22 protein-coding genes are annotated in these 21,167 nt (G+C 53.9%); 17 read left to right on the top strand and 5 right to left on the bottom strand.

Features of this window, described 5'->3' with window-relative positions; translation table 11 throughout:
• Positions 1-42: 42 nt before the first annotated feature.
• Both yacG and EL111_RS10465 read left to right on the top strand, forming a co-directional pair.
• Positions 43-231, top strand: a complete 189-nt coding sequence (gene yacG, locus EL111_RS02115) for a DNA gyrase inhibitor YacG (protein WP_197717779.1) — start codon at positions 43-45, stop codon at positions 229-231.
• A 354-nt stretch (positions 232-585) separates the two neighbouring features.
• Positions 586-759, top strand: coding sequence for a hypothetical protein (locus EL111_RS10465; RefSeq protein WP_162842984.1), 174 nt, complete (start codon positions 586-588; stop codon positions 757-759).
• Positions 760-857: 98 nt separating this feature from the next.
• Here the strand turns inward: EL111_RS10465 and ispH are convergent, their stop codons facing one another.
• Positions 858-1,826, bottom strand: coding sequence for a 4-hydroxy-3-methylbut-2-enyl diphosphate reductase (ispH, locus tag EL111_RS02110; protein ID WP_123795651.1), 969 nt, complete (start codon positions 1,824-1,826; stop codon positions 858-860).
• Positions 1,827-1,918: 92 nt separating this feature from the next.
• Positions 1,919-2,416, bottom strand: coding sequence for a signal peptidase II (gene lspA / locus EL111_RS02105; RefSeq protein ID WP_123795652.1), 498 nt, complete (start codon positions 2,414-2,416; stop codon positions 1,919-1,921).
• A gap of 168 nt (positions 2,417-2,584) precedes the next feature.
• On the opposite strand from lspA, the gene aat reads away from it, so the two are divergent.
• From aat to hemL, 8 genes are all read left to right on the top strand, one after another.
• Positions 2,585-3,340 carry a leucyl/phenylalanyl-tRNA--protein transferase gene (gene aat / locus EL111_RS02100; protein WP_123795653.1) on the top strand — a complete coding sequence of 252 codons (756 nt, stop codon included), beginning with the start codon at positions 2,585-2,587 and terminating at the stop codon, positions 3,338-3,340.
• A gap of 20 nt (positions 3,341-3,360) precedes the next feature.
• On the top strand, positions 3,361-4,203 hold the full coding sequence (locus EL111_RS02095) for a PhzF family phenazine biosynthesis protein (protein ID WP_123795654.1): 843 nt from the start codon (positions 3,361-3,363) through the stop codon (positions 4,201-4,203).
• Positions 4,204-4,374: 171 nt separating this feature from the next.
• A complete protein-coding gene (tsaB, locus tag EL111_RS02090; protein WP_123795655.1) occupies positions 4,375-5,052 on the top strand; it encodes a tRNA (adenosine(37)-N6)-threonylcarbamoyltransferase complex dimerization subunit type 1 TsaB in 678 nt (225 codons plus the stop codon).
• Positions 5,049-5,489, top strand: a complete 441-nt coding sequence (rimI, locus tag EL111_RS02085; protein WP_123795656.1) for a ribosomal protein S18-alanine N-acetyltransferase — start codon at positions 5,049-5,051, stop codon at positions 5,487-5,489. The genes tsaB and rimI overlap by 4 nt, the downstream gene beginning before the upstream one ends.
• Complete coding sequence (locus EL111_RS02080) at positions 5,483-6,247, top strand: uracil-DNA glycosylase family protein (RefSeq protein WP_123795657.1); 765 nt, start codon at positions 5,483-5,485, stop codon at positions 6,245-6,247. The genes rimI and EL111_RS02080 overlap by 7 nt, the downstream gene beginning before the upstream one ends.
• A gap of 1,396 nt (positions 6,248-7,643) precedes the next feature.
• Positions 7,644-9,698 carry a polyphosphate kinase 1 gene (gene ppk1 / locus EL111_RS02075; protein WP_231998399.1) on the top strand — a complete coding sequence of 685 codons (2,055 nt, stop codon included), beginning with the start codon at positions 7,644-7,646 and terminating at the stop codon, positions 9,696-9,698.
• A gap of 51 nt (positions 9,699-9,749) precedes the next feature.
• The gene (locus EL111_RS02070) at positions 9,750-10,193 is read left to right on the top strand and encodes a glucosamine-fructose-6-phosphate aminotransferase (protein WP_123795659.1); all 444 of its coding nucleotides are present in this window, start codon (positions 9,750-9,752) and stop codon (positions 10,191-10,193) included.
• A complete protein-coding gene (gene hemL, locus EL111_RS02065) occupies positions 10,190-11,491 on the top strand; it encodes a glutamate-1-semialdehyde 2,1-aminomutase (RefSeq protein WP_123795660.1) in 1,302 nt (433 codons plus the stop codon). Before EL111_RS02070 ends, hemL begins: the two co-directional genes overlap by 4 nt.
• Before the next feature lie 461 nt (positions 11,492-11,952).
• Here the strand turns inward: hemL and ppk2 are convergent, their stop codons facing one another.
• A complete protein-coding gene (gene ppk2, locus EL111_RS02060; protein ID WP_123795661.1) occupies positions 11,953-12,876 on the bottom strand; it encodes a polyphosphate kinase 2 in 924 nt (307 codons plus the stop codon).
• Between the two features lie 168 nt (positions 12,877-13,044).
• Here ppk2 and EL111_RS02055 point away from each other — a divergent pair, with 168 nt between their 5' ends.
• Both EL111_RS02055 and msrC read left to right on the top strand, forming a co-directional pair.
• A complete protein-coding gene (locus EL111_RS02055; protein WP_123795662.1) occupies positions 13,045-14,838 on the top strand; it encodes a bifunctional chorismate-binding protein/class IV aminotransferase in 1,794 nt (597 codons plus the stop codon).
• A 28-nt stretch (positions 14,839-14,866) separates the two neighbouring features.
• Entirely contained in the window at positions 14,867-15,367 is a 501-nt protein-coding gene (gene msrC / locus EL111_RS02050; RefSeq protein ID WP_123795663.1) for a free L-methionine (R)-S-oxide reductase MsrC, read from the top strand.
• A 341-nt stretch (positions 15,368-15,708) separates the two neighbouring features.
• Here the strand turns inward: msrC and truA are convergent, their stop codons facing one another.
• Together truA and EL111_RS10815 are read right to left on the bottom strand one after the other, a co-directional pair.
• A complete protein-coding gene (gene truA / locus EL111_RS02045; RefSeq protein ID WP_231998397.1) occupies positions 15,709-16,518 on the bottom strand; it encodes a tRNA pseudouridine(38-40) synthase TruA in 810 nt (269 codons plus the stop codon).
• A gap of 61 nt (positions 16,519-16,579) precedes the next feature.
• Positions 16,580-17,959 carry a motility hub landmark protein FimV gene (locus EL111_RS10815; protein WP_331838777.1) on the bottom strand — a complete coding sequence of 460 codons (1,380 nt, stop codon included), beginning with the start codon at positions 17,957-17,959 and terminating at the stop codon, positions 16,580-16,582.
• Positions 17,960-18,274: 315 nt separating this feature from the next.
• On the opposite strand from EL111_RS10815, the gene EL111_RS02035 reads away from it, so the two are divergent.
• Genes EL111_RS02035 through EL111_RS02015 form a run of 5 tightly spaced genes read left to right on the top strand, consistent with a single transcriptional unit; the run spans position 18,275 to position 21,065 of the window.
• Complete coding sequence (locus EL111_RS02035) at positions 18,275-18,808, top strand: septation protein A (RefSeq protein WP_123795664.1); 534 nt, start codon at positions 18,275-18,277, stop codon at positions 18,806-18,808.
• A 3-nt stretch (positions 18,809-18,811) separates the two neighbouring features.
• Positions 18,812-19,102 (top strand): YciI family protein, encoded by a 291-nt coding sequence (locus EL111_RS02030; protein WP_123795665.1) that lies wholly within the window; start codon positions 18,812-18,814, stop codon positions 19,100-19,102.
• Positions 19,102-19,371, top strand: coding sequence for a BolA family protein (locus tag EL111_RS02025; RefSeq protein WP_123795666.1), 270 nt, complete (start codon positions 19,102-19,104; stop codon positions 19,369-19,371). The genes EL111_RS02030 and EL111_RS02025 overlap by 1 nt, the downstream gene beginning before the upstream one ends.
• A gap of 35 nt (positions 19,372-19,406) precedes the next feature.
• Complete coding sequence (locus tag EL111_RS02020; protein ID WP_123795667.1) at positions 19,407-20,279, top strand: peptidylprolyl isomerase; 873 nt, start codon at positions 19,407-19,409, stop codon at positions 20,277-20,279.
• Between the two features lie 15 nt (positions 20,280-20,294).
• Positions 20,295-21,065, top strand: a complete 771-nt coding sequence (locus EL111_RS02015) for a peptidylprolyl isomerase (RefSeq protein ID WP_123795668.1) — start codon at positions 20,295-20,297, stop codon at positions 21,063-21,065.
• Positions 21,066-21,167 lie beyond the last annotated feature (102 nt).

Genomic DNA, 21,167 nt, shown 5'->3' with positions numbered 1-21,167 from the left:
CGGCCTCATGATAGGCCGTCTGCATTTTGAAAGGTAGTGATGATGAACCCGACCCTTACCGTCAAATGCCCCACCTGCCGCCAAAACGTCGCATGGACGGACGAACACCCCTACCGTCCGTTTTGCAGCAAACGCTGCAAGCTGATTGATTTGGGCGAATGGGCGCAGGAGCGTTACACCGTGGCGGCAGAAGAAGAACCGCTGTCGGAGTGGAACAATGAAGTGAAGTAATACACCCTGCAATCGGGTTTACTGTCAAAACACTTCTTATCCGAATGAAAAAACTTCAAGGCTGTGAAAGGCTGTTTTAAGCAGGCTTTCACAGGCGATGTGTAAGATTGCAGCTTGATTTGCAGACGGCCTGAAACGCGCTTTTTATGCTTTTCGCCTGATTTTCCGGCCAATCCTGACCATATCATCAGAGAGTACAGAGAATTATAGTCGAATAAAATAAGAATGAGACAAGGCAGCAAAGCCGCAGACAGTACACATAGTACGGCAAGGCAAAGCAACGCCGTATCATTCTTATTTTAAATGACTATAGTTTTGACAAGCCGACGCAATCAAGAGTATTGATGGATTGTTTTGAGAGATATTAACGATGTGAGAGAAGGATATTGGCAGCCGTACCGAACCGGTAACGAAAAAGAAATCAAAAAACTGATGGAGAAAAAAAGAGATGAAGACATCGGGCAAGGCTCGAAATCACTTGCACACACACTCGGCCGCCTTCTCGAGCAGGCTGCGGTATCGAGATGATGACCGCTTTTCCGATGTCTTAAGAAAATGGAAACATGGGAGATTGGATTACACCGGGTAATCCAATCTTCAGACGGCCTTTTGCTATTGAAAAAACCTCAGCCTTTGTTCAATTCCTGCTTGTTTTCACCCTCGCGGCGCAATGCTTTCGGCAATACAAACACAATACTTTCTTCCGCCCCTTCGCCTTCGCGTACGGTTTCGTGCCCCCAGCCCTGAATCGTCTGCAACACTTCTTTGACCAATACTTCCGGCGCGGAAGCTCCGGCGGTAACGCCGACTTTCTGCTTGCCCTCAAACCAAGATTTTTCCAGATACGAAGCATTATCGACCATATAGGCATCGACACCCAAATGCGCGGCCACTTCGCGCAAGCGGTTGCTGTTGGAAGAATTGGGCGACCCGACCACAATCACAATATCGCATTCTTCCGCCAGCTCTTTCACCGCTTTTTGGCGGTTTGTCGTTGCATAGCAGATGTCTTCCTTATGCGGATTGCGGATATTCGGGAAGCGCGCGTTCAGGGCTTCGATAATGTCTTTGGTTTCGTCAACCGATAAAGTTGTCTGGCTGACATAAGCGAGCTTGTCGGGATCGGCAACTTCCAAAGCCGCCACGTCCCCGACCACTTCCACCAACAGCATTTTGCCGGGCGGAAGCTGACCCATCGTGCCTTCTACTTCCACATGACCCTTATGCCCGATCATAATGATTTGGTAGCCCTGCTCGTCCAAACGCGCCACTTCCTTATGCACTTTCGTTACCAGCGGACACGTTGCATCAAACACACGGAAACCGCGATCCGCCGCCTCCTGCTGTACCGCTTTGGAAACGCCGTGTGCCGAATACACCAGCGTCGCACCTTCCGGCACTTCCGACAATTCCTCGATAAACACCGCGCCTTTATCGCGCAGGTTGTCCACCACAAATTTATTGTGTACGACTTCATGGCGCACATAAATCGGCGCGCCAAATTCTTCCAAGGCGCGTTCTACAATACTGATGGCGCGATCGACACCGGCGCAAAAGCCGCGCGGATTGGCAAGGACAATGGTTTTCTCGTTCATGATGGGCTGTTCTTTTCAGTTGGTGTGTGTTGCAGACGGCAGCAGACCGCGTATGCCGTCTGCAAATTGCGAACCATCTTAATCTCAAATATTCAGACGGCCTTTTCCGGTTCTTTTTTCTTGTTGGTCAAGCCGTCAAGCACCAGCAGTACCGCACCGACACAGATAAAGCTGTCGGCGACATTAAACGCAGGATAATACCAATCCTGCCAGTAAAACAGTAAAAAATCAACCACATGGCCATAAGCCAAACGGTCGATGACATTCCCGATTGCTCCGCCGATAATCATCGCCGCCCCGATTTTTCCCCAACGGGCAAAGTCGTTGCGCACAATCGAACGCCACAAATACAAACTGATGACCGCCGCCAAACCCAAAAAGAAATATTTCTGCCAGCCGCCCTGATCGGCAAGAAAACTGAATGCCGCGCCCGGGTTGTACACCAGCGTCAAATCGAAAAACGACGGAATCACGTTGACCCGCTCAAAATCCTGAAACGTAGCCAACACCGCCAGCTTGGTTACCTGATCGAGCGCGATTGCCGCCAAAGCCAGCAGCAGATAAGGAATTTTGGAAGAAGATGCAGACATATGCAGACGGCCTGAAAATAAAAGTGTTATTCTACCCGAAAGCCTTATCCGCACAAAGCCGTCTGCAAAACGCTGTGGTAAAATCAATCAAACCCAACGCCGCACCTACCTCCTCGCGCCGGCTGCCCGTTGCAACCCGATACCTGTATGCCGTCTGCAAAAACGCCCATGAATATCCCCTTGCTCCCGCCCGACGACTACCGTTTTCCCGATCCGGCCTACGCGCTTGCCGAATGCGACGGCTTGGTCGGCGTCAGTACCGACATGGACATCGGACGGCTGCTGTCGGCATACCGCAACGGCATTTTCCCGTGGCACAGCGAACGCGGCTATATCTACTGGTTTGCCACCGCGCCGCGTACCGTGCTGCTGCCGCACAAACTGCATATCGGCAAATCGCTGGCCAAAACCTTACGCAACAAGCCCTACCGCGTCAGCGTCAACCTTGCCTTCAGCGAAGTCATTGCCGCCTGCGCCGCAACCGAACGCCCCAATCAGCAAGGTTCTTGGATTGCCCCTGAATTTCAGGCGGCCTATACCGCCCTGCACCGCGCGGGGCACGCCCATTCTTTTGAGTGCTGGTATCCCGATGCAGACGGCATTTTACAGCTTGCCGGCGGGCTGTACGGCGTACAAATCGGCCGCGTGTTTTACGGCGAATCCATGTTTGCCCGCCATGCGGACGCTTCCAAAACCGCCTTTTCCCTCGCCGTTCCCCATCTGGCACAATGCGGCATCGAGCTCATCGACTGCCAGCAGGATACCGACCACCTGCGCCGTTTCGGTTCGGAAAACATGGCATTCGATGATTTTCAGACGGCATTACACCGCTTGAACAGGTTGCCGTTAATACAGAATATCCGACCAGCCGTCTTGGCCGATACCTGTATGCCGTCTGCAAAATTTCCCGAGCAATCTTGCTGAACCCTTTTGAAAGCACACCCATGCAAACCTACCGCTTTTATCTTGTCAACGTCTTTGCCCGACAACATTTCGGCGGCAACCCTTTGGCCGTTTTCCCGGAAGCAGACGGCCTGACCGAAACCCAAATGCAGCAGATTGCCCGCCAGTTCAATCTGTCGGAAACCGTGTTTATCCTGTCGCCCACGCGAACGGACGCGGTAAGAAAACTCAAAATCTTCACTCCCGACCACGAGCTGCCGTTTGCCGGACACCCTACCATCGGTTCGGCGTTCATTATCCGCCAACTGTTTACCGATGCAGACCGTTACACCCTCGAAACCGAAGCAAAACTGGCTGAAATTACCCACCAAAACGATTTGATTACCTTCGCGCTAAACGGCGAAGTACAAACCGAACCCTGCCATATTGCCCGCGACCGGCTGGCCGAAGTCTTGGGTTTGCAGGAATGCGACATCGCCGAAACGCAATGGGTCAACACCGGCACTTGGCAGCTTTTAATACAACTTGCCGACCGGCAGGCTGTCAGCCGCTGCCGCGTTTCCCCGACTGCCTTTGCCGAAGCATTTGATGGCGCATTATCCCCGTCCTGCTACGTTTGGTTTGCCGAAGCCGGCACCGCGCAAGTCAGACTGTTCGCGCAGCATGGCAGCAGCCTGATTGAAGATCCCGGTACAGGTTCCGCAGCCGCCAATCTCGGCGGTTGGCTGCTTGCCCGCAGGCAGATTCCTGCCGAACTGATGATTCGTCAGGGAGACGAAATCGGCAGACCCAACCGCCTGAGCTTGAAAGTCGAAGCAGACGGCAGAATTTTTGTCGGCGGTAACGTCATCAAAGTCGGCAGCGGCGAATTTACCGTAGCCTGACGGTGGCCGCACGCATCATGCCGTCTGCAAAACCGCTGCAAGGCGGCAATTTTGCGTAAAATATCCGTTTTAGCGTATCATCGGCACAACAGGCCGAACGCAGAGAATCAATGTCCCGCCCCATAAGCGCGACAAAACCCGAACAAGCCGTCTGAATATTTGGATACCCCCATGCCCTTCCATACCGAACGCCCGACTTTAGCCATCGACACCAGCACTTCTTTCCTGTCGCTCGCTCTCCGCCATCAGGGAAACACCCTGTTGCACCACAGCGAAGCGGGAACAAAACAATCCAGCCTGATTCTGCCGCACATCAACACCTTATTTTCCGAAGCAGGCATTACTGCTGCCGACTTGGGCGCGATTGTTTACGCACAAGGGCCGGGCGCATTTACCGGTCTGCGTATCGGCACCGGCGTAGCGCAAGGCTTGGCCACACCGTTTAACACTCCTTTAATCGGCGTTCCCTGTTTAGATGCCGCCGCCTATTTGCGCCCGCACCAAACCTGCGTATTGGCGGCAACCGATGCGCGCATGGGCGAAGTGTTTTACGCATGGTTCGACACGCAACACCACCGCCGCTTGAGCGATTACCATGTCGGCAAAGCAGCGGACATTACCCTGCCCGAACATACGGAATATGCAGACGGCATTGGCAATGCGTTCGCACTCGCCGACAAGCCTCCTTTCGACGGCACACCCGATATGCCGACCGCTGCCGACTATCTGAACTTGGCACTGTGCGGCAGGTATCCGGCAACAGGTGCGGCACATGCAGAGCTATTGTACGTCCGCAACAAAATCGCCCTCACCGCCAAAGAACAGGCCGAACGAAAGGCTCAGCCATGATTGTCCGCCCCGCCGCCGCCAACGACTGCACCGCACTGGCCGCGCTGGATGCCCGCTGTAATCCCTCGCCTTGGTCTGCCACCCAATTTGCCGCCGCCCTGCAAAACCGCTTCGATACCGTTTTGCTGGCCGAAAATGCAGACGGCCTGTGCGGTTTGATTGTTTGGCAAAACATATGCGGAGAATCGGAGCTGCACCTGATTGCCACCGCACCCGAATGCCGCCGCCAAGGAATCGCCACCCGTCTGATGCAACACTGGTTCGATCACACAACAGCAGACGGCGGGCGGCTGTTTTTAGAAGTCCGCGCAAGCAATACCGCCGCACAAACGCTGTACCGCAAATACGGTTTTCAGGAATGCGGCAGACGCAAAGCCTATTACCCGCTGGAAAACGGCGCACGCGAAGATGCCGTATTAATGGAGAAATCATGTTAAGCAGCCGCTACCTGCATCTGCACGAAGCATTGGGACTGGGGCCGATGTGGCTGAACCGCGCCGCTGTCTTCAAGTCTGCCGCAGCCGGACAAAACGAACAGCCCGACCAGCAACCTGCCGCAACCGTCCGCCCCATTGCCCGCGCCGTACAATCTGCCGCCGAAACGTCAGTCTCAGGCAATGCCGCGCGTTTGGCCGCCATGCAGGCAGTGGGCGCGCACAAAAAAACCGCCGCACCGCCCACCCCGTCCACCGACCCCGCACCCGCCGCGCAAGCCGCACACACGGCACTTGCAGACGGCCTTGCTGCCTTTCCACATACCGATGCCAAACCCTCCGAAATCATGGCCGTCAGCATCTGCCCCTCGACCGAAGACAGCATGGCCGGCAAACTGTTCAGCGGCAGCATCGGCGTATTGCTGGACAATATGTTGGCCGCCATCGGCCTGCAAGCCGCGCAGGCACACAAAACCTGCTGGGTAAAATCCGCGCCTGTATTCAATCCTACGCCCGAACCCGAACAAATAGAAGCCGCCTTACCCCAACTCCAACAAGAGCTGACCGCCACCGATGCGCGGGTTGTCTTGTTTCTGGGGCAGATTTTCGAATCGCCCCAACAAAAGGATTTGCTGGACAAATTATGCGGCAGCACGCCCTATTTCATCATTCCGCACCCCGCCCGACTGCTGCGCCAACCGCAATTAAAAGCACAAGCATGGGCGGAATTGAAAAAAGTCAAACAACTGCTGAACAAATAAACAGACGGCCTTACCCGTTTTATTTCCGTGCCGCCCCGTTTCCGCACCTGATAAGCCACCCCGTCCTGCTGCTTTGCTCGGATAAACACCCACTATGCCGTCTGCAAAATAACCCTTTTATAGTCGAATAAAATAAGAATGAGACAAGGCAGCGAAGCCGCAGACAGTACACATAGTACGGCAAGGCAAAGCAACGCTGTATCATTCTTATTTTAAATGACTATACTTCCTGTCCTAAAACGCACGGCTTTATGCCCCGTCAGGCCGTCTGCAAAATGCCGTCTTATCCGTTCCGTATTGTTTGAGCATAAAAAAACCGCCCAACGACTTGGCGGAAATCTCGGATTTCGCTGCAAGCTCCGTTTGGGCGGTTTTTAAAGTCCCGTTGCTCTGGGTATAGTCGGACAAACCGGAATGAAACAAAGCGGCAAAGCCGTTTCTTCCCTTTCCAATTCTGTCTCAAATGACTATTCAAGATGCGGCGGCCGGTTTGACAGCCTGCCAACCGCTCTTAAGCAACCGTTTGATTATTGCCCGCTGTCTTGTGGGAGACGGCGGGACTTTCTTTTGCGTTTGTGCGCGTATAATGTATTCAGTTAGCTGCGTCGTGCATATTTTGGGCAACGTGGGTTGCGGATACAGCCAAGCCGGACATACCAATTAACGATGCTGCGGCCAATTTCAATAATGCTTTCATGTCTGTGTCTTTCTTTCCATTAATGTGCAGGTCGGGGAAAACGTAGCGGCGGCAAAAGCGATGCCTCCGAAACGGATATTGCCGAACCCGTTCATTGTTATTTCACTACTTTGATGTTTTCGAATGTTGTTTGACAACAATTCAATCGCACCGTTCAGACCAAGTTCCTGCTTTGTTGAAGCCATCATACCGTCTTAATTGTTAAATTAATTAACATTTTTGTAAATAATTTTATTATAAATCATACAAATTAAACTTTTTTGATAATTTATGTTCAGATATAAAAATGACACCGATGTCTGTCTAAATGACATCGGTGTCTCATTACGCCACGATTACAAAAACCGCAGCAAAACACTTTTTTCATCAGAAAAACTGTTGTATTTTTACCAAAACCGCAAATGAATAAATAACATAATCGTTAATATTCATATAGATACATGAAACAAATATTTGTTGCATCATTACAAGCCGGCAAAACCGCCCAACCCTATGCACACCACGAAAGGCCGTCTGCAAAACCGGTTTTCCCGATAACCGCCGCTAAAAATCCAAACCAAACGGCCGGCAACACCGCGCTTTACCGGAAAAAGCCGCGCAACAGTCGTTTCACGGCTTGCAGCGGTTAACGGCGCGGCGCAAAAGCGTTATACTGTTTCCCATGCCGTCTGTAAAACCAACAATACAAAGGAGCGCACTGTGCCTGAACAAAATCCCATTCTCTGCCGCGAACTGAGCCTGCTGGCTTTCAACCGCCGCGTTTTGGCGCAGGCGCAGGACGAAAGCGTGCCGCTGTTAGAGCGTTTGCGCTTCTTATGTATTGTTTCGTCGAATTTGGATGAGTTTTTCGAAGTGCGTATGGCGTGGCTCAAACGCAAACACAAGCTGCTGCCGCATACGGTATTGGACAACGGCAAAACGCCGTCCGAAACCATGATTGAAGTATCCGAACAGGCGCAAGCGCTGATTGCCGAGCAATACGCATTGTTCAACGAAGTCTTGCAGCCGGCATTGGAGGCGGAAAATATCTGCTTTTACCGCCGCAATTCATGGACGGAGGCGCAAAAACGCTGGATTGAAGAATATTTCGACCGCGAGCTGATGCCGATTTTGACACCTGTCGGCCTCGATCCTTCACATCCCTTCCCCCGCCTGCTCAACAAATCCTTGAATTTCGCCGTGGAATTGGAAGGTACGGACGCATTCGGCCGTCCGGTAGACATGGCCATTGTGCAGGCACCGCGTATTCTGCCCCGCCTCGTGCCGCTGCCCTCCGAATTATGCGGCGGCGGCAACGGCTTTGTGTTTCTGTCGTCTATCCTGCACGCCTATGTCCACAAACTGTTTTTAGGCATCAAGGTTAAAGGCTGCCACCAATTCCGCCTGACCCGCGACAGCGATTTGAGTGTAGATGAAGACGATTTGACCAACCTGCGTACAGCGGTACAAAACGAGCTGCAAGACCGTGAATACGGAGACGGCGTGCGCTTGGAAGTGGCCGACACCTGCCCGCCCCATATCCACGACTTCCTGCTTGCCCAATTCAAGCTCACACCCTCCGAGCTTTATCAGGTTAAAGGTCCGGTCAATCTGGTGCGCCTGATGGCAGTACCCGACTTGGTGGACCGCCCCGATTTGAAATTCCCGCCCAAAACCGCAGGCCGTCTGAAAAATCTGGGCAAGCACGGCTCTGTATTGGACTTAGCCAGGCAAAGCCCTATCTTGCTGCACCACCCTTACCAATCGTTTGATCCGGTGGTTCAAATGATACGCGAAGCCGCTGCCGACCCCGACGTGTTGGCGGTGAAGATGACGATTTACCGCACCGGCAGCAATTCCGAGCTGGTACGCGCGCTGATGAAAGCGGCACACGCGGGCAAACAAGTTACCGTAGTCGTCGAGCTGATGGCACGGTTTGACGAAGCCAACAACGTCAACTGGGCGCAGCAGTTGGAAAATGCCGGCGCACACGTCGTATACGGCGTATTCGGCTACAAAATCCACGCAAAAATGGCATTGGTGATCCGCCGCGAAGAAGGCCGCCTGAAAAGCTATGCCCACCTCGGCACGGGCAACTACCACCAAAGCACATCGCGTATTTATACCGATTTCGGCCTGATTACTTCAGACGAGCAGATTACCGCCGATGTCAACACCTTGTTTTTAGAAATTACCGGCTTGGGCAAACCCGGCCGCCTGAACAAACTTTACCAAAGCCCGTTTACCCTGCACGACATGGTCATCGCGCGTATCGGACAGGAAGCCCTCAACGCCGCCGCCGGCAAACCGGCCAGAATTATGGCGAAAATGAACTCGCTGATCGAGCCCAAAGTCATCGATGCCCTGTATGCCGCCAGCCGTGCGGGCGTGCAGATTGATTTGATTGTTCGCGGTATGTGCACCCTGCGGCCGGGCGTAAAAGGTCTTTCCGACAATATCCGTGTTACCTCCATCATCGGCCGCCAACTCGAGCACTCGCGCATTTACTATTTCTACAACGGTGGCGAAGAAAACACCTACATCTCCAGTGCCGACTGGATGGGACGCAATTTCTTCCGCCGTATCGAAGTGGCAACGCCGATTGAAGATGCCGCTCTGAAAGCACGTGTTATCCGCGAAGGCCTGACGCTGGCGTTGGAAGACAATGTCAAAGCATGGCAAATGCAGCCGGACGGCAGCTATGTCCGCAAAAAGCCGTCTGCAAATGAACCTGCCGTCAGCCTGCAAGACGATTTATGGGCAACTTACGGCTAAACCGCTGCAAAAGGCCGTCTGCAAATACCGGTTTGCACCATCGGAATCCGGATGAAAAACACCACAAACCTCCTGCTGCCCTGCGCGGCAATACTCATGCTTGCTGCTTGCGTTTCCGACTTCGGCCAACGCGAACATGCCTTTCTGCGGCATGAAACCGAAACCACGCTGACGCAGAAAATCATCAAGGGGCAGACCACCCGTTCGGAAATCGAAACCCTGTTCGGCAAACCCGCCCCTTACGAGGAAGGCTGCTACAGCTACCATGTTTCCTCAATGCCGTTTTACAATTTTCTGCCGACCAATTTTCTCTACATGAAAAGCCGCAGCGAACACTGGCGGTTGTGCATCGACTACAACGGCGACACGGTACGCGACTACCGCTTCAGCCATACGGCCGACATAAAAACCGACTCTCCGGCGGGCAGTCTGCTGAAAGATTTTGCAGACGGCCTCCGACCACCATTATCGAAACCATCAAGGAACCCGTTATGACCAACCGCAACGAACAACTTTTCAACCGCGCCAAAGCCATCATTCCCGGCGGCGTCAATTCTCCTGTACGCGCATTCGGCAGCGTGGGCGGCATTCCGCGCTTTATCAAAAAAGCAGAAGGCGCGTATGTTTGGGACGAAAACGATACCCGCTACATCGACTATGTCGGCTCGTGGGGGCCTGCCATTGTCGGCCATGCCCACCCCGAAGTGGTTGAAGCCGTGCGCGAAGCGGCTTTGGGCGGTTTGTCGTTCGGCGCACCCACCGAAGGCGAAATCATTATTGCCGAAGAAATCGCCAAAATCCTGCCAAGCGTAGAAAGCCTGCGCTTGGTAAGCTCCGGCACGGAAGCCACCATGTCCGCCATCCGCTTGGCACGCGGCTACACCGGACGCGACAAAATCATCAAATTCGAAGGCTGCTACCACGGCCATTCCGACAGTCTGCTGGTGAAAGCGGGCAGCGGCCTGTTGACCTTCGGCAACCCGAGTTCCGCCGGCGTACCGGCCGATTTCACCAAGCATACTTTGGTGTTGGAATACAATAATACGGCGCAACTGGAAGAAACCTTCGCCCAAATCGGCGGCGAAATCGCCTGCGTGATTTTGGAACCGTTTGCGGGCAACATGAATTTGGTAAGGCCGTCTGAAAGTTTTATCAAGACCCTGCGCGCGCTGACCGGACAACACGGCGCGGTATTGATTTACGACGAAGTGATGACCGGCTTCCGCGTGGCTTTGGGCGGCGCACAATCGCTGCACGGCATTACTCCCGATTTGACCACCATGGGCAAAGTCATCGGCGGCGGCATGCCGCTGGCGGCTTTCGGCGGCAAGCGCGAAATCATGAACTGTATTTCCCCGCTCGGCGGCGTGTACCAAGCCGGTACGCTGTCGGGCAATCCGCTGGCGGTGGCCGCCGGTTTGAAAACGCTGGAAATCATCCGACGCGACGGTTTCTATGAAAACCTGACTGCGCGTACCGAACAGCTGGTACAAGGTTTTACCGCCGCCGCCCAAGATGCGGGCGTAACCTTCAGCGCCGATTTCGTGGGCGGTATGTTCGGCCTGTATTTTGCAGACGGCATTCCGCAAAGCTACGCCGACATGACCCGCAGCGACACCGATGCCTTCAAACGCTTCTTCCACGGCATGCTCGAACGCGGCGTGGCCTTCGGCCCGTCGGCATTTGAAGCCTGCTTTATGTCGGCGGCGCATACGCCCGAATTGGTGGAAGAAACCGTTGCCGTTGCCCGAAGCGTGTTTGCGGACATGGCAAAATATAGTCGAATAAAATAAGAATGAGACAAGGCAGCGAAGCCGCAGACAGTACACATAGTACGGCAAGGCAAAGCAACGCTGTATCATTCTTATTTTAAATGACTATAACACGGCAGCAGTACCCGACCATTCCCAAGCCGAATACGGCACGTTTTACAGACGGCATAACAGCCGCTTACCGCTCAAGGCCGTCTGTAAAATCAGCCGTTAAAACACAATGGTGATTTGATACAGAATCATGCAGCTGCATCGGTATCAGGCTCATGCGGAAACCCGTGTTTCCCGTTATAGTCTTTTAAAATAAGAATGATACAGCGTTGCTTTGCCTTGCCGTACTATGTGTACTGTCTGCGGCTTCGCTGCCTTGTCTCATTCTCATTTTATTCGACTATATTTAAACCAACCGGCAATAAAAAGCCGTCTGCAAACCGGTTTTCCGGTGCAGACGGCTTTGTTTCAAATGCTCAAATCATTGGGCATTAATCATGGCCTACGTCCATGCCTTGATTGCGCGTGTTTGGAGAGAGTACCAGCTTGGTATCCACTTTGCCGATGGCTTCCACGTCCTTACCCGGATAATCCAAGGTATGCAGGAAGTGGCGGATACAGTTCAAACGTGCGCGTTTTTTATCGTCGGAACGGATAATCGTCCACGGCGCATCGCCAGTATGCGTATGGAAGAACATCGCATCTTTGGCTTCTGTGTAGTCGTCCCAACGGTCGAGAGACTGAATGTCGACAGGAGACAGTTTCCAGTGTTTCAGCGGATCGTCGCGGCGGGAAATAAAGCGGCGCAGCTGCTCTTCGCGGGAAACGGAGAACCAGAATTTAAACAGATGGATACCGCTGGCCACCAGCATACGCTCGAATTCAGGCGTTTGGCGCATAAACAGCATGTATTCGTTCGGCTCACAGAAGCCCATCACGCGTTCCACACCGGCGCGGTTGTACCATGAGCGGTCAAAGAATACCATTTCGCCGGCAGTCGGCAGATTTTGGATATAGCGTTGGAAATACCATTGGCCGCGTTCGACAGAAGTCGGTTTTTCCAAAGCCACCACGCGTGCGCCGCGCGGGTTCAGGTGTTCCATATAGCGTTTGATGGTACCGCCCTTGCCCGCCGCATCACGGCCTTCAAACAGGCAGACGATTTTTTGTCCGGTATCTTTTACCCAGCTTTGAACTTTTAAAAGCTCGATTTGCAGTTTTTTCTTCTCTGCTTCATAAGCTGCACGGCGCATACGGTTTTTGTACGGATAATTTGCCGGCAAGGGCGCACGGCCCGAATCTTCGGCGCTGGCAGGGCCGTTGTGTTCCAACACGGCTTTTTCAAAAACTTCCAGTTTGTTTTCTTCCGCGTCCAGTTTGATCGGCTCGAACGGCTGTAATTGATGATCGGTCATGTCTGCTCCTTGTTCTACTTGTCAATAGTGATATGATTCTTGCTTTATGGTTATTTTACCCTTTTTTACCGACTTATCATACATAAAATTACATCAATCCGTTTTCCGGCAATTAATTCGATAATTTTTGTAAAAATCATGTACAATCAAAACATTTGCCATCGCAATATGCCTTTCTTCGTCCTGCTGGACGATGCCGTCTCCGGCAGTGCGAAACTCTATCAGAATCATAGGGAAACGCAGTTTGTCGCCCCTGAGGATTTGGACAAGCTGGACAGTTTGTTGCAACAAAATTGGGCAGCCGGCCTGCACGCCGTGATATGCGCCGATTACGCGTTCGGCCTGCCCCTGCAAAACCTGCCGTCTGCAAACAGCGGCCGTCTGGCCCTGCACTGGTTCGAGCATTGCGATACTGTTGATGCCGAAAGCTGGCTTGCAAAACATTCAGACGGCCTGCCCGCAGGCATTTCCACGCCGCAATCCGATATGCCGCATACCGGCTATCTGGATGCCGTCTGCAAAATCCACGAAGCCATCCGCCGCGGCGACACCTACCAAATCAACTATACCACCCGCCTGCATTTCAAGAGCTACGGCAGCCCTGTGTCGCTCTACCGCCGCCTGCGCCAGCCCGTTCCCTACGCCGCACTCGCCCACCTGCCGCAACACGGCGGCGGTGCGCAATGGACATTGTGTTTTTCACCCGAATTGTTTTTAAAAACCGGTTCGGACGGTCTCATCACCACCGAACCGATGAAAGGCACGGCACCGGTTTTGCACGACGGACACGACGATCAGCGTGCGCACGCGTTGCAGGCCGATCCGAAAAACCGTGCCGAAAACATCATGATTGTCGATTTGCTGCGCAATGATTTGGGCAAAATCGCCGTTACCGGCGGCGTGCGCGTTCCCGAGCCGTTTAAAGTGTCCCGCTTCGGCAGCGTATGGCAGATGACCAGCAAAATCGAGGCGCAGGCAAAAGAGCAGGTTTGCGCCGCCGACATTTTCCGTGCCGCCTTCCCCTGCGGTTCGATTACCGGCGCTCCCAAGCGCATGAGCATGCAGATTATCGAAAACTTGGAAACCTCACCGCGCGGCCTCTACACCGGCAGCATCGGCTTTCTCCAACCTTGCAGCGGCGGCTTGGGATTTGAAGGCGTTTTGAACGTCGTTATCCGCACCTTGCAGCTCAATGAAGTTTCAGACGGCATTTACGACGGCGAATATGGTGTCGGCTCCGGCATCGTCATCGACAGCGACCCGCAGGCGGAATACGAAGAATGCGGCTGGAAAGCCCGATTTCTCAGCGGCCTGCGCCCCGAATTCGGCCTGATTGAAACCCTTCGCGTAGAAAACAACCGCTGCGCCTTGCTGGAGAGGCATTTAGGCCGTCTGAACGCTTCCGCCGCCGCGCTCAACCTGCCGCTGCCCGACAACTGGAAAACGCACATCCGCGCCGCCCTCCAAGCCCTGCCGCCGGGTTTGTGCCGTCTGAAAATCAGTCTGACTTCAGACGGCCTCACTTTTACCCATGCCGAAGCCCGTGCCTTATCCGGCGTGCAGAAAGCCGTTATCGCACCGCAAACCCTGCCCGTGCGCGATTATTTGCGCCGCTTCAAAACCGACCGCCGCGACGTGTTCGACCGGGTATGGCAAAACGCCGAAGCACAAGGCGCGTTTGACGGCTTATTGTTCAATTCAGACGGCCTCCTGCTCGAAGGCGGCCGCAGCAATGTATTTGTCAACATCAACGGCGCGTGGCACACACCCGCTTTGGATTTGGATATTTTAAACGGCGTGATGCGGCAGGAAGTTTTGCAAAATCCCCGGAGGTATTTGGGTACGGACAAAGTATCGGAAAGCCACATCACACGCGGAATGCTCGCCGCCGCCGAAGAAATCCGCCTGAGCAACGCCCTGCGCGGGGTATTTGCCGTCTGTTTGCTTGATCAGGCCGTCTGAAAAAAACACACCACCACAAGGAACAAATATGTACACGCTCAATTTTTCCGCCACAAACAAAGCCGCGCTCTATCAGGAACTTCTGCCGCAAATCCGCAGCATTATTGCAGACGAACCGAACTTGACCGCCAATCTTGCCAATACTGCCGCCGTTTTAAAGGAAGCATTCGGCTGGCTGTGGATAGGCTTCTATCTGGTTGACGGCAGCAACAACACACTGGTACTCGGCCCGTTTCAAGGCCCGCTTGCCTGTACCCGCATTCCACACGGGCGCGGCGTATGCGGACAGGCTTGGGCGACTGGCGAAACCATTGTTGTTGCCGATGTTCATGCCCACCCCGACCACGTCGCCTGCTCTTCCCTGTCCCAATCGGAAATTGTGGTACCGCTGTATGACGGCAACGGCAACTGTATCGGCGTACTGGATGCCGATGCGGCGCAAACAGCACAATTTGACGAAACCGATGCGGAATATCTGGGCGAGCTGGCGCGTATCCTGCAACCGCTGTTTGACCGCCAAGCCGTCTGAACAGCAACCGAAACAAAAAAAGCATGGCGTGCATACCATGCTTTTTTGTTTCCGGCATTCAAACCGCCACACCGCGGCAAAAATCAGAAAACAGAATCCTTTAACAGGCGGAATACCATGAAACCGCAACCGCCGACAATCAACCATATTATAGTCATTTAAAATAAGAATGATACAGCGTTGCTTTGCCTTGCCGTACTATGTGTACTGTCTGCGGCTTCGCTGCCTTGTCTCATTCTTATTTTATTCGACTATAAATCATACGGAGCAGCCCAATCCGCCCTTTTTGAACGGGGTAACACAGGCCGTACCCTGCCCAATCCTGCCGACAGGATACGGCGTTACAACCACTCCGGCAACGGCGGCCGGACGATACCGAACTCGGGCGGATAATCCACTCCGGTCAGATACAGGCCGTCCGGCATAAAAGTTGGCGGTGCTTGCAGACGGCTTCGGGCAGCAATCAATGCTTCAAATTCCGCCACGCTCAAGCGGCCGCTGCCGACATACACCAGCGCGCCCATGATATTGCGTACCATATGGTGCAAAAACGCATTACCGTGCAAATCCAATTTTATCCACTCCGAAGAGCCGCTGATTTCGGCGCGGTATAACGTTTTCACCGGCGATTTTGCCTGACATTGCGCGGCGCGGAAGCTGGAAAAATCATGCTCGCCCTCCAACAATGCCGCCGCCTGCCGCATGGTGTCGAGATTCAACGGATAATGCGTCCAACCCGCACGCCCTGCCAACAGCGGCGAACGGACGGGAGACGATTGCAGCAGATAGCGGTAATGCCGCCCGTATGCGTCGAAACGGGCATGAAAATGCGGAGCGGTCTGCTGCGCCTGCCAAACGGCCACACCTTCGGGCAAATGGGCGTTGACACCGCGTATCCATGCTTGCGGCTGGCGATTGGCTGCGGTATCGAAATGCACAACTTGCGCGCTGGCGTGCACGCCGGTATCGGTGCGCCCCGCTACGGTTACCGTAATCGGTTCGCAAGCAATACGGCTCAAAGCGGTTTCCAATGCTTCCTGCACGGTCGGCAGGCCGTCTGCCTGTTTCTGCCAGCCGAAAAAGCGGCTGCCGTCGTAGGACAGCGTCAACGCCCAGCGTTGGCGCGGCAAATCTTGCATTACCTCCGTCATGCTTCTGCTCCACACAAACAGGCCGTCTGTATTTTGGCCGCACAACACACCATCATGCCGTTCATCTGTTGTCCAATCTGCCGAGCAGGGTGTGTACCTCGGCGAGCAAGCGGTCGTCTGCTTCTTCCGACAACTCAAGCAGCGTCGCGCGCGCTTCTTCCCAATCGCCAAGCTCGATGTACATTTGCGCCAAGTCATATTTGGCGGTCAACGGAACCGTCAGCCCCTCGGCAGGATGGGGAACTGCACCAAGCCGATGGCGGGCGGTATCTGCTGCCGTCTGCATGCCGTCTGCAAATAGCGGCTCCGGCCGCGTATCGGTTTGCCCTGCGAGCTCAGCCGTTGCCGGCATATCTGCCGTATTGCCAACCGCTTCTGCCAACGGTTTTGCAGACGGCCTGTCGGCATCTTTTTGCATCGGCGGTGTTTGGGCGGCTTCTACAGACGGCATACCGTTGCTTGTGCCGTCTGCAAACAACGGCTGTTCTGCCCCCTGTTCCGATTTGTTCTTGCGTTTGACCACTGTCATCAAGGCGGCCAGCGCCACACAGCCCAGCAGCAGCCAATGCCAGATATAGCCGTTGGAATCTGCGGTTTTGTGTTGGACAGGCGCTGCCGAGGCCGTCTGTTCCGGCAACGCGGCTTCAACTGCTGCTTCAACTTCTGCCGAGGCTGCAACAGCTTCTGCAACGGAAATATCTGAGGCTGCCGATACGGACGATACTGCGGCTGCTTCGTTTTTTACCTGCGCTTCATGGCTCAGGCCGTCTGCACTTTCCATAGGCAAATTTGCAGACGGCATGGTCTCGGCAAGCTCTGCGCTTTGCCTTGCAGGGCGAGGCGGCTGCACCCGCGTATCAGGTTTCCGCACCGCTGTTTCGGCGCGTGTGGCGCGGCGCGGTGCGGGCTTGGCGGCAGCATTTTGTTCGATCGGCTCAGAAGGAGATACTTCCGAATCGGCCGGCTCGGTATGTTCTGCTGCTGCCGGCCATTCTTCCTGCTCCCGCACCAGCGGCGTACCGCCTTCCGGCCATGTCGGGTCTTCCAGCAACACCGCAATATTGCCGCGGCGTTCGGCAGGCTTATCCGCCTTTGGTCTGTCATAACCTTTGGGGTCGATAATGGCGGTATATTCGCGCGACTGCGTGCCGGTATCCACTTGGAATACCAAAACCGGTTCGTTTACCGGCCGGTGCGAATGTATGCGGATAACGGCTTGGCCTCCTGCCTCGCGCACCTCCGCCTGAAGGTTGCTGTCGGATACGCTGACGCTGCCGCTTTCCAGCAGGGACTCGGCTTCCTTGCCCGTTACCGCGATACTGGCGCTAAACGGTTCGGACAGGCTGGACTGCACATTCAGGCCGCCCAACCCGGCCGCAGCTTCCAACGCTGCCCCTAAAACCATTGCTGCCGCTGTCAATTTAATGGCGTATTGTTTCAAGATATTCCTTAACTTTTTTCGTTTTGCGTTTGATCCGTTTGCAGACGGCCTGAACGCCCGCCAAGCACGGTACGGATAAATTCCGGTTAAAACTTTCACAATAAACCGCTCATTCTACCACCATTTGCCGCTATTTCTTTACGCAGCGTAATGATTTGCCGTCTGCCGCCGTTTTACGGCCGTCTGAATTTACATATTTTTAAACCTGCCCGACACAAACCGCTTCCCTTACCGGCACGGCACGGCGGCAAACAGGTGCAAAAACCACCATCAGGCTGTATGATGACGGTTTGTTTGATTCGTTTGCCCATTTATATGAAAATTTTAAGCGACTTGCTGGCGGTCATTCTGTTTTTCGCCACCTACACCCTGACGAAAGACATGATTTTAGCAACGGCGGTAGCATTGGTTGTCGGCGTTGTCCAAGCGGCGGCCACTTATTGGAAACATAAAAAACTCGACACCATGCAATGGGTCGGTTTGATTTTGATTGTAGTCATGGGCGGAGCAACGATTCTGCTGAAAGACGACCGCTTCATCATGTGGAAACCGACCGTGTTGTTTTGGATAGGCGCGCTGCTCTTGGCCGGCAGCCACTTTATCGGCAAAAACGGTTTAAAAGCCGCCATGGGCAAGGAAATCCAACTTGCAGACGGCGTATGGCGCAATCTGACGTTCGCTTGGGTAGGTTTCTTGATTTTCATGGGGCTTGCCAATATTTTCGTGTTTCAAAATTTCAGCAAAGATTTCTGGGTGAGCTACAAACTGTTCGGCTCAACCGGTTTGATGATTGTTTTCTTTATCGCACAAGGCTTGTATCTGAGCCGCCATCTACCAAGGGAGGACTGACTGATGGAATACTTTATGCTGCTGGCAACCGATGCCGAAGACGTACATGAAGCGCGCATGGCGGCACGCCCCGCCCATCTCGAGCGTTTGGAAGCGTTGAAAGCCGAAGGCCGTCTGCTTACCGCCGGCCCGAACCCCCTGCCGGACAATCCCGAGCGCGTATCAGGCAGCCTGATTGTGGCGCAGTTCGAATCTTTGGATGCCGCGCAGGAATGGGCGGAAACAGATCCTTATGTTGATGCCGGCGTATATGCCGAAGTGCTGATCAAACCTTTTAAAGCGGTGTTCAAATAATGGATATGCGCCAAACCATCGCAGAGCGTCTGCAAAGTTTGGAAATACAGGTGTTCGAGTTTCAGGACGACAGCCACCTGCACGTTGGCCATGCGGGGAACACAGGCGGCGGACACTACTCCGTACTGCTTGTCAGCAATGCCTTTCAAAATCACAGCCGCCTCGCCCGCCAGCGCATGGTAAAAAACCTGCTGCACGACCTTTTTGCAGACGGCATGATTCACGCTTTAAGCATCAAAGCTCAAACGCCCGAAGAATATTTCCATTAATGTTCCGTTATTTCTGTTATTTTCGAAAGTCATTTATGAAAAAAACCCATTTTGCTTCAGCCCTGATGCTGGCCGCCGTATCCGGCAGCCTGTTTGCCCAAACTCTGGTTACCGTTAACGGCAAAGCCATCGACAGCAGCGTGATTGACGCTCAAGTCAAAGCCATTCGTGCGGAAAACAGCCAAATTCAGGACAGCCCCGCCCTGCGCCAAAGCCTGACCGAACGCCACATCATCAATACCGTAGTCGGCCAAGAAGCCAAACGTCTGAAACTCGACCAAAGCGCGGACTTCAAAAAAGCCGTCGAGCAAGCACGCGCCCAAGCCAAACAGAGCGGTGCAGACAAACAGCCCCACTTCAAAACCGAATGGGCAGCTTTTGAGAGCGGCCTGCTGGGTCAAGCCTACGCCCTGCATACCGTCCGCCAAAATCCCGTACCAGAAGCAGACATCAAAACCGCTTACGACAATTTCAGCAAATACTACCGGGGTACTCAGGAAGTACAGTTGGGCGAAGTCATTACCCGCAGCAAAGCCGATGCCGAAAAAGCCATTGCCGACTTGAAAGCCAAAAAAAGTTTTGCCGGAATCGTCAACCAATATTCTATTGACGAGCGCGCCAAACAAGCAGGCGGTATTCCGCAGGGCTATGTTCCGCTGAAAGACCTGCAACAATCTTCCCCTATCGTATATGAAGCGGTGAAAGACCTGAAAAAAGGCGGCTATACCAACAAACCGCTGCAAGACGGCAATCTTTACGGCGTATTTTATGTAAACGACCGCCGCAACGTCCAAGTGCCGACTTACGAGCAGGCAAAAAACGACATTGCCGACGATTTGCAGGCCGCACGCGTTGATGCAGCCGTTCAAAACCTGCTGCAAAAAGCCGACATCAAGCCGGCAAAATAAACCCGGAGTAACCGCATGAAACCTACCCAGTTTGCCGCCGCCGGATTTTGTGCGGCAGCGCTGGCGGGGTTTGCCCTCGCCAAAGCCCCCGAAATCGACCCTGCCCGCGTGGACAGCATGGTTGCCCAAATTCTCAAGCAAGCCGACCAGAGTCCCGATCAGACCCACAGGCCGGACGGAAAAGCCTTGCGCCAAGATGTCATTACCCGTCTGCAAACGCTGGAAGTGCTGAAAAACGAAGCAATCAAGCTCGGACTGGATAAAGATCCCGAAGTGCAGCACCAATTTGAAACCATGCAGGCGCAATTCTATGCCGGACAGTACACCGACTGGCTGGAACGCCAAACCGAAGTCAGCGAGCGCGACTTACGCCGTTTTTACGACCAGCAGACCCGCATGATTAAATTGCAGCAAGTCAGCTTCGAGAGCGAAGCAGATGCCTTTGCCGCACAAGAGCTGCTGCTGAAAGGACTGTCGTTTGAAGAATTGATGCAACGCCACCCCAATGACGAACAGGCGTTCGACCAATTCATTATGCCGCAACAACTTTCCGGCGAAGTAGCGGCCGCAGTCGAAACACTCAACCGCGGCGATGTTACCCGCACTCCTGTGGCGCTTCACGGACGCTATTACCTGTTCAAACTCAGCGCAGTCGAGCGCAATCCCGAAGCGCAACCTTTCGAGCTGGTACGCCGTCAAGTCGAACGCGAATTTAAGCAGCAGAAAGTCCGCCACCAAATCGACCGCCTGTTGCAAGACAACGGCATTACCCCTCCCCATCACTGACAATCACCGGAAAAATGGCCGGCGGCACAAAATTGAAGATAATGCCGCAGTAAGGGCCATTTTTCCGGATATATAGTCGAATAAAATAAGAATGAGACAAGG

The sequence above is a fragment of the Neisseria animalis genome, from assembly GCF_900636515.1.
GTDB classification, from domain to species: domain Bacteria; phylum Pseudomonadota; class Gammaproteobacteria; order Burkholderiales; family Neisseriaceae; genus Neisseria; species Neisseria animalis.
The sequence above is the reverse complement of the archived record's forward strand: the minus strand, read 5'-3'. Positions and strand labels throughout refer to the sequence as shown.